The sequence below is a fragment of the Kitasatospora sp. NPDC056800 genome (assembly GCF_042789775.1).
Taxonomy (GTDB): Bacteria; Actinomycetota; Actinomycetes; order Streptomycetales; family Streptomycetaceae; genus Kitasatospora.
Window position 1 is genome coordinate 19,699 of record NZ_JBHUAL010000053.1, and the last position, 7,951, is coordinate 27,649.

The 7,951-nt window shown below is 72.7% G+C and carries 8 protein-coding genes and 1 riboswitch; of the genes, 6 read left to right on the forward strand and 2 right to left on the reverse strand.

Annotation, left to right across the window (positions count from 1 at the left end):
• Nucleotides 1-29: 29 nt before the first annotated feature.
• Nucleotides 30-1,685, forward strand: coding sequence for a globin domain-containing protein (locus ACFRQN_RS14755; protein WP_380740698.1), 1,656 nt, complete (start codon nucleotides 30-32; stop codon nucleotides 1,683-1,685).
• Here the strand turns inward: ACFRQN_RS14755 and ACFRQN_RS14760 are convergent, their stop codons facing one another.
• Nucleotides 1,686-2,228 carry an NUDIX domain-containing protein gene (locus tag ACFRQN_RS14760; RefSeq protein ID WP_049653246.1) on the reverse strand — a complete coding sequence of 181 codons (543 nt, stop codon included), beginning with the start codon at nucleotides 2,226-2,228 and terminating at the stop codon, nucleotides 1,686-1,688.
• A gap of 238 nt (nucleotides 2,229-2,466) precedes the next feature.
• On the opposite strand from ACFRQN_RS14760, the gene ACFRQN_RS14765 reads away from it, so the two are divergent.
• Together ACFRQN_RS14765 and ACFRQN_RS14770 are read left to right on the forward strand one after the other, a co-directional pair.
• The gene (locus ACFRQN_RS14765; RefSeq protein WP_380740701.1) at nucleotides 2,467-3,360 is read left to right on the forward strand and encodes an IclR family transcriptional regulator; all 894 of its coding nucleotides are present in this window, start codon (nucleotides 2,467-2,469) and stop codon (nucleotides 3,358-3,360) included.
• Between the two features lie 197 nt (nucleotides 3,361-3,557).
• Nucleotides 3,558-3,983 carry an SsgA family sporulation/cell division regulator gene (locus tag ACFRQN_RS14770; RefSeq protein ID WP_049653243.1) on the forward strand — a complete coding sequence of 142 codons (426 nt, stop codon included), beginning with the start codon at nucleotides 3,558-3,560 and terminating at the stop codon, nucleotides 3,981-3,983.
• Between the two features lie 96 nt (nucleotides 3,984-4,079).
• On the opposite strand, the gene ACFRQN_RS14775 is transcribed toward ACFRQN_RS14770, so the two are convergent.
• Entirely contained in the window at nucleotides 4,080-4,460 is a 381-nt protein-coding gene (locus tag ACFRQN_RS14775) for a phage holin family protein (protein ID WP_049653241.1), read from the reverse strand.
• 163 nt (nucleotides 4,461-4,623) lie between these two features.
• On the opposite strand from ACFRQN_RS14775, the gene tenA reads away from it, so the two are divergent.
• The 3 genes from tenA (at nucleotide 4,624) to thiC (ending at nucleotide 7,835) form a co-directional block, all read left to right on the forward strand.
• Complete coding sequence (gene tenA / locus ACFRQN_RS14780) at nucleotides 4,624-5,295, forward strand: thiaminase II (protein WP_049653239.1); 672 nt, start codon at nucleotides 4,624-4,626, stop codon at nucleotides 5,293-5,295.
• Between the two features lie 272 nt (nucleotides 5,296-5,567).
• Complete coding sequence (locus tag ACFRQN_RS14785) at nucleotides 5,568-5,768, forward strand: DUF5326 family protein (protein WP_049653234.1); 201 nt, start codon at nucleotides 5,568-5,570, stop codon at nucleotides 5,766-5,768.
• Between the two features lie 129 nt (nucleotides 5,769-5,897).
• Nucleotides 5,898-6,032, forward strand: a riboswitch (TPP riboswitch).
• Nucleotides 6,027-7,835, forward strand: coding sequence for a phosphomethylpyrimidine synthase ThiC (thiC, locus tag ACFRQN_RS14790; RefSeq protein WP_380740703.1), 1,809 nt, complete (start codon nucleotides 6,027-6,029; stop codon nucleotides 7,833-7,835). (Overlaps the previous riboswitch by 6 nt.)
• Nucleotides 7,836-7,951 lie beyond the last annotated feature (116 nt).

A 7,951-nucleotide genomic window follows, 5' to 3' on the forward strand; every position in this document is an offset into this window, starting at 1 on the left:
CGATTCTCTTGGGTACTCGAAACGTAGCGGTGAAGTCCCGCGGAACAGTCCTGGTCCGTACCGGGCACGGCTCGGCGGGGGTCTCGTCCGTCCCGGGCCTGCGGCAGTCCGCGCCCGACGGGGGCCCGTCGCGGGAGGCGGTCGCCCGGCCGCCGGTGCCCCTGGCCCCGCCGGTGCGCCTGGACCCGCCTGCGCCCCTGGCCCCGCCGATGCCCGTGGCCCCGCCGGACCTGCCGCCGCTGGTGGCGGCGGAGGCACCGACGGAGGTGCTGCCGCCGGTGTCGCTGCTGGAGCCCGTCCGGCCGCTGCAACCGCCGTTCGTCCCGGCTCCGGCCCACGTCCACGCCCCGGCTCCCGCCCCCGCCGCCGACTTCCGCCCGCTGTTCGCCGACGCTCCCGGCCTCAACCGGGTCGGCCCGGGCGACCGGTGGAGCGACGCCTGGGGCGTGCGGACCCCCGCCGGGCAGCCCGCCGCCGCGCTCCCCGCCGCCGGGCAGGACCCGGCCACCGCCCGCCGGCCGCTCACCGCCCGGGAGGTCGGGCTGGTCCGGGCCGGCCTCGCCGCCGTCGAGCCGGTCGCCGACCGGGCCACCGCGCACTTCTTCGCGCTGCTCTTCCTGCGCCACCCCGAGCTCCGCTCGTCCTTCCCCGCCGCCATGGACGTCCACCGCGAGCGGCTGTTCCGCACCCTGCTGGCCGTGGTCCGCGAGCTCGACCGGCCGGCGGCCCTGCGCGCCACGCTGGCCGGGCTCGGCCGGTCCCACCGCCGGTACGGGGCACTGGCCGGGCACTACGCCGTGGTGGAGGAGTGCCTGGTGGGAACGCTGGCCCGGTACGCGGGCGACCGCTGGGACGCCGAGGCCGAGTCGGCCTGGCGCCGCGCCTACCGGATGATCTCCTCGGCCATGATCGAGGCCGCCGAGGAGGACGCCCGCACCTCGCCGGCCTGGTGGCAGGGCGAGATCGTCCGGCACGAGCGCCGCACCCGGGACGTCGCGGTGGTCACCGTCCGGCCGGACCAGGCCTACCCGTTCCGGGCCGGGCAGTACACCGCGCTGGAGACGCCCTGGTGGCCGCGGGTCTGGCGGCACTACTCCTTCGCCGGCGCGCCCCGCCCGGACGGGCTGCTGACCTTCCACGTCAAGGCCGTCCAGGCGGGCTGGGTGAGCAACGCGCTGGTCCACCGGGCCGCGCCCGGGGACGTGCTGCGGCTCGGCCCGGCGGCCGGCGCGATGACCGTGGACCACGCGGCCGGCCGGGACCTGCTCTGCCTCGGCGGCGGCACCGGGATCGCGCCGGTCCGCGCCCTGGTCGAGGAGGCCGCCGAGCACGGTGCGTCCGGCCGCCGGGTCGAGGTGTTCTACGGGGCCCGCCGGGCCGAGGAGCTGTACGCGCTGGACGGGCTGCGCGAACTGGCCGCTCGCCACCCCTGGTTGACGGTCCGTCCGGTGCTCTCCGGGGGCGGCCACGCCGGGGGCTTGCTGGGCGGCGGGCTGCTGACCGGCGGGCTGCTGACCGGCGAACTGCCCGATGCGGTAGGCCGGTTCGGCCCGTGGACCGGTCGCGAGGCGGTGCTCAGCGGGCCGCCGGCGATGGTGCGCCGGGGCGTCGGGGTGCTGCTGCGGGCCGGGGTCCCGGCCGAGCTGATCCGGCACGACCCGGTCGGCGACCCGGCCGCCGTGTGATCACCCGAGGTCGGGGGCGAGGAGCGCGCGGATGCCCTCGATGTTGGCCGCCAGGTACGCCCGCAGCCGGGGCGGGACCACGTTGACCGAGGTGACGCCCTCGCGGGTGAACGGCAGCCGGACCACCTCGTACTCACCGTTGGGGTCGGTCACCTCGGGCCCGTGCCGTCGGTCGAGGTCCATCGAGGCGAGCCGGCAGACGAAGAAGTGCTGCACCTTGACCCCGTGCGGGTGCAGCGGGGTGCCGTCGTCATGGTGGGTGTGGCTGATGGTGTCGACGAAGGCGGGCACCACGTCCACGACCTTGCCGCCGAGCTCCTCGTCCACCTCGCGGTGCAGCGCCTCGACCACCGTCCGGTCCTCCCGCTCGACCCCGCCGCCGGGCGTGATCCAGTACGGGTGCGGCGAGTCCGGCCGGACCCGCCGGATCAGCACGATCGAGGCCGGGCCGTACGGATCGTCCGGGTCCAGCTCCAGCAGGATCGCCCGCGCGGTGCGCTTCACGACCGGGCGCGGTGGCGCGGTGCGGTTCTCGGGGCCCATGGCCACCTCCGGGACTGGCGCGTTGTGCGGAAGTCTCCCGCGCCGGGGGAGGAACGAAACCCGGGGAACGGGTCGAAACACGCCGGGAACGGGTCGAAACGCCGACCCGGTCGGGTGCATCCGTTCGGGGTCCCGCTGTGCTGCAATGAGCAGCTATCGGGCAAATCGGAGGTTTCGTTCCGCATGCCCGTTCTGGGCACGGACCTGTACGAGGGACTCGGGCTGGGGGTTGGGTGTCATGGATCGGATCGCACAGCCGTTCGAGAAGACGCAACCGTTCGAGACAGCACGACCGTTCGGGGAGCACCCGTTCGGAGAGCAACCGTTCGAGGCGGCACGACCGCTCGGGCCCGCGCGGGAGGCCGGGCCCGCCGCGCCGCGGCCGCCCGAGGCGGACCGCGGGCCCACCCTGATCGGCTCCGTCCAGCGGGCGCTGCGGCTGCTGGAGGCCGTCGGGGGCTTCCGGCGCGGCGCGACCGCCAAGCAGCTGGCCCGGGCCGCCGAACTGCCCCTCGGCACGGCCTACCACCTGCTGCGGACCCTGGCCCACGAGGGCTACCTGCGGCGCTCCGAGGGGCGCTTCTTCCACGGGGAGGCGCTCGACGGCATAGCCCGCTCCCGCGGCCGGTGCGGCGGCCCCGACCTGCGGACGCGGATGCGGTCCTTACGGGACGAGCTCGGCGCCGCGGTCTACTTCGCGCTGTACCGGGACGGCGAGGTCCACGTGGTGGACGTGGCCGAGGACCCGAACCGCCCGGCCGTCGAGCCCTGGGCGGACTTCCGGGCCACCGCCCACGCGCACGCCATCGGCCAATGCCTGCTCGGCCAGCTGCCCGAGGAGGAGCGCCGCGACCACCTCGCCCGCCACCCGCCGGCCGGGCTCACCCCGTCGACCCTCACCGGCGAGACCGCGGTGCTGCGCCGGCTCGCCTCGCTGCGGCCGACCATGCCGGTGCTGGAGCGTCAGGAGTACGCGCTCGGCACGGTCTGCGCGGCCGTCCCGATCACCATCGGCCCGGTGGTCGCCACGATGGCCCTGTCGCTCCCGGTCGAGCGGGCCGACCGGCTGGTCTCCGTCGCGTGCCAACTGCGGCGCGGGGTCGGGGCGATGAGTCCGTCGTTCATCTTCTGACACCACTTGGTCTGGACCTGCTCCGGCTCGTTCACCATTTGAAAAAGCACGCCTTGTCCACTACATCCCCAAACATGGACGATGATGATCGAACGTGGATTGGTTGCATAAACCGTCACAAAAACCGTCGAAAACATGTCCGCCGCCATCGGACCAAGCGAACCGACGGCGCGGGCAGAACGAGAGGTACTGGCGCCATGCAGCACAGCACAGTCCAGGGTCACCTGGTGATGAACCTCGTGGTCTCGCACGAGCTCTCCTTCCGCCTCCCGGTGGACCTGGCGTACGAGGCCGACGACCCGTACGCCGTCCGGCTCACCTTCCACCTGCCCGGCGACGCCCCGGTCACCTGGTACTTCGCGCGGGAGCTGCTGCTCGACGGGATCAGCGGACCGGCGGGCGAGGGCGACGTGCACATCCGCCCGGTCGGCGACGAGCTCTCGGAGGTCCGCATCGTGCTGCACTCCCCCGACGGGGACGCCCTGCTGTGCGCCTCGTCCGCGCCGCTGATCGCCTTCCTGGCGCGGACCGACCGGCTGGTGCCGATGGGGCAGGAGTTCTCCGGGCGGGACATCGACGCCCAGCTCGCGGACCTGCTCAAGGGGCGTGAGAACGCGGGGTGATCGCCCCGGCCGCGGTCGCACAGGAACGGCGAAGGGGCCCGTACCCGGTGGCAACACCCGGGTGCGGGCCCCTTTCGGCCGTCCGCACGGCACCGGTCAGTCGTCGTCCAGGGCCAGGTGCAGGCCCCATGCGACCAGGCTGATGATCAGTGAACCGACCAGCGCCGAGCCGAAGTTGGTCACGTGGAAGTCCAGGCTCAGCTTCCCGGAAGCCCAGGAGGTGAGCAGGAGCATCAGGGCGTTGATCACGAAGGTGATCAGTCCCAGCGTGAGGATGAACAGCGGGAACGAGAACAGCTTGACCACCGGCTTGATCAGCCAGTTCACCACGCCGAACACGACGGCGACGCCGAGCACCGTCAGCGCCTTGTGCTGCCAGTCGGCCTTGCCCTGGGCGAGTTGGATGCCGCTGACGATCCAGGCGGCGACCCAGATGGCCGCCGCGTTGATCAGTGTCTTGATGAGGAAACCCTTCATGCCGCCCAAGCCTGACAGGAACCACCCTCCCGGCGGAACCACCACACGGCGGGGTCGTGCTGAATGCGCCTGGTCCGGGAGGTGGACGGACGGGCCCGGGGACGGGGGCGGACAGCGGCACACTGGCCGGAGGACCGGCCGCCCCGGCGGTTAGGGTCGCGTCATGAGCACCAAGACGCTGACCGAAGAACTCTGGGCGGCCATCGAGCCGGTGTACGCCGAGATCCTCGCCCACCCCTTCCTGGCCGGGCTCACCGACGGCACCCTGCCGCGCGAGGCCTTCCGCCACTTCGTCGTCCAGGACTCGCACTACCTGCGCGACTACGCCCGCGCGCTCGCCGTCTGCGCCGCCAAGGCGCCCGGCGAGGAGGACGTCCGGGCCTTCGCCGACGACGCGGTCGGCGCGCTGGCCGCCGAGCAGGGCATGCACGCCGAGTTCCTGACCGCCTTCGGCGGCAGCGCCGAGGAGGCCGCCGCCGAGCCGGTGCTGCCCACCACCCGGGCCTACACCAGCTACCTGCTGGCCACCGTCTACGGCGGCTCCTTCGCCGAGGCGCTCGGCGCGGTGCTGCCCTGCTACTGGATCTACGCCCGGGTCGGCGAGGCGCTGCTCGCCCAGGGCTCGCCCGACCCGCTGTACGCCAAGTGGATCTCCACCTACGGCGACGAGGCCTTCCAATCGGTGGTCCGCCGGGTGCTGGCGCTCACCGACCGGCTGGGCGAGGAGCTGTCCGCGGCCGAACGCCGGAAGGTGGTCGGGCACTTCGTGACCACCTCGCGCTACGAGTGGATGTTCTGGGACGCCGCCTGGCGCGGCGAGCGCTGGCCGGTCTGAGCCGTCCGGGCGGCGCCCGCCGCCTGCCGCCCGTCGTCCGGACGGGCTTGCTTCCGGCGTCGCTCGGACAGGTCGTAAAGGCCCGGGGCCGTGCCCCCGCCGGAGGAGTTCTCGGGGGTCACCCGGGGGGTCGGGATCGGGGGGATCTCGGGGTTCTCTCCGGGCCGTTGGGCCTCGTTCCGGCACTCGCGCCACCGTACGATCGAAGTACCGAAAGCAAGCGGGATGCGGCACCGGACGGCGGCCGACCCGAGGGGAGAAGAGGAACCGACATGGCTGAGCTCTGGAAGTCGCTGCCCTCCTGGGTGCGCAACATCGTCATCCCGGTGCTGGTCCTGGTGCTGGCCTGGAACATCGTCGCCTTCGTGTTCGGCGTCGTCGGCGCACTGCTCTCGATCGTGATCAAGCTGCTGGTGGTGGTCGGCATCGCGGCCGCCGTGGTGGTCCTGGTGAAGAAGGCGGCCAAGAGCTGACCGGCCGCCCCGACCGCCGCCCTGAGGCCCGGCCCCCCGCGAGACGGGGAGCCGGGCCTCTGGCGTGAGGCGCTCTGGACCTGCGGCGATCCGCTCGCTACGGTGTTGGGCGTCGTGTGCAGGCAACACCGCCTGCGACGCGGGAGCTCGGAGCACCGGGCTGAGAGGACGCTGACCGGGACGTCGACGGACGGACCGACGGCTGCGTCGACCGCAGGAACCTGACCGGGTAATGCCGGCGTAGGGAGTAGAGGTCAGATGACCACGTTCGAAGCACAGCCGCAGTCTGTCCGGAGCGCCCCCAGCAGCGAGCGCACCGGCTACCCGACCCCGGCCTGGCACAAGGCCTACCGCGAGGGAACGCGCCCCGACCTGCGCGTCCCGTACCGCGAGGTGCGGCTCACCAACGGCGGGACCGTCCCGCTGTACGACACCTCCGGCCCGTACACCGACCCGTCGTACGAGCCCGACGTGCGGCGCGGCCTGCCCGCGCTGCGGGACCCCTGGATCCGCCAGCGCGGCGACGTCGAGGAGTACGACGGCCGCGAGTCGCGCCCCGAGGACGACGGGATCAAGCACACCTCGCCGCGCGGCGGGAACCTGCGCAACCTGGACGCCGTCTTCCCCGGCCGCCCGCGCCGTCCGCTGCGCGGCCGCGGTGGTGCCGCCGTCACCCAACTCGCCTACGCCAAGCGGGGCGTGGTGACGCCGGAGATGGAGTTCGTGGCGCTGCGCGAGGGCCTGGCGCCCGAGTTCGTGCGGGCCGAGGTGGCCCGCGGCCGGGCCGTCATCCCGGTCAACGTGAACCACCCCGAGGTGGAGCCGGCCGTCATCGGCACCAACTTCCTGGTGAAGATCAACGCCAACATCGGCAACTCGGCCGTCACCTCCTCGATCGAGGAGGAGGTGGAGAAGATGACCTGGGCCACCCGCTGGGGCGCCGACACCGTCATGGACCTCTCCACCGGCCGCAACATCCACACCACCCGTGAGTGGATCCTGCGCAACTCCCCCGTGCCGATCGGCACCGTGCCGCTGTACCAGGCCCTGGAGAAGGTGGACGGCCGCGCCGAGGAGCTGAGTTGGGAGGTGTACCGGGACACCATCGTCGAGCAGTGCGAGCAGGGCGTCGACTACATGACCGTCCACGCCGGCGTGCTGCTGCGCTACGTCCCGCTCACCGCGCGCCGCAAGACCGGCATCGTCTCGCGCGGCGGTTCGATCATGGCGGCCTGGTGCCTGGCCCACCACCAGGAGAACTTCCTCTACACCAACTTCGAGGAGCTCTGCTCCATCCTCGCCTCCTACGACGTCACCTTCTCGCTCGGTGACGGCCTGCGTCCGGGCTCGATCGCGGACGCCAACGACGAGGCGCAGTTCGCCGAGCTGAAGACCCTCGGCGAGCTCGGCCGGATCGCCCGCGAGCGGGACGTCCAGGTGATGATCGAGGGCCCGGGCCACGTCCCGATGAACAAGATCCGGGAGAACATGGATCTCCAGAAGGAGATCTGCGACGAGGCGCCGTTCTACACCCTCGGCCCGCTGACCACGGACGTCGCCCCCGGCTACGACCACATCACCTCGGGCATCGGCGCCGCGATGATCGCCTGGTGGGGCACCGCGATGCTCTGCTACGTGACCCCCAAGGAGCACCTGGGCCTGCCCAACCGGGACGACGTCAAGACCGGCGTGATCACCTACAAGATCGCCGCCCACGCCGCCGACCTGGCCAAGGGCCACCCCGGCGCCCAGGCCTGGGACGACGCCCTCTCCGACGCCCGCTTCGAGTTCCGCTGGGAGGACCAGTTCAACCTGGCCCTCGACCCGGAGACCGCCCGCGACTTCCACGACGAGACCCTCCCCGCCGAGCCCGCCAAGACCGCGCACTTCTGCTCGATGTGCGGCCCGAAGTTCTGCTCGATGAAGATCAGCAAATCCATCAATGAGAAGTTCGGCAACGGCGCGGCCTCGCCGGAGTACGACGAGGAGGCCGTCGAGGGCATGAAGGCCATGTCCGAGGAGTTCAAGGCCCAGGGCAACAAGGTCTACCTCCCGCTGGCCGACTGACCCGCTTCTGAGTCGACGCTGCGCTGGGAGGAGAGCCACCCCGCGCCCCGTCTCCCGACAGGGGGGGGGTGGGGGGCACGCCGCCGCACACGAGGTTTGGGGGTGCGCCCGGGGGT

What these genes read in the sequence shown, in the direction of transcription:
- ACFRQN_RS14760 (WP_049653246.1), bottom strand. Translation starts at nt 2,228, where the DNA reads ATGGGCCCCGAGAACCGCACCGCGCCACCGCGCCCGGTCGTGAAGCGC.
- ACFRQN_RS14765 (WP_380740701.1), top strand. Translation starts at nt 2,467, where the DNA reads ATGGATCGGATCGCACAGCCGTTCGAGAAGACGCAACCGTTCGAGACA.
- ACFRQN_RS14770 (WP_049653243.1), top strand. Translation starts at nt 3,558, where the DNA reads ATGCAGCACAGCACAGTCCAGGGTCACCTGGTGATGAACCTCGTGGTC.
- ACFRQN_RS14775 (WP_049653241.1), bottom strand. Translation starts at nt 4,460, where the DNA reads ATGAAGGGTTTCCTCATCAAGACACTGATCAACGCGGCGGCCATCTGG.
- tenA (WP_049653239.1), top strand. Translation starts at nt 4,624, where the DNA reads ATGAGCACCAAGACGCTGACCGAAGAACTCTGGGCGGCCATCGAGCCG.
- ACFRQN_RS14785 (WP_049653234.1), top strand. Translation starts at nt 5,568, where the DNA reads ATGGCTGAGCTCTGGAAGTCGCTGCCCTCCTGGGTGCGCAACATCGTC.
- thiC (WP_380740703.1), top strand. Translation starts at nt 6,027, where the DNA reads ATGACCACGTTCGAAGCACAGCCGCAGTCTGTCCGGAGCGCCCCCAGC.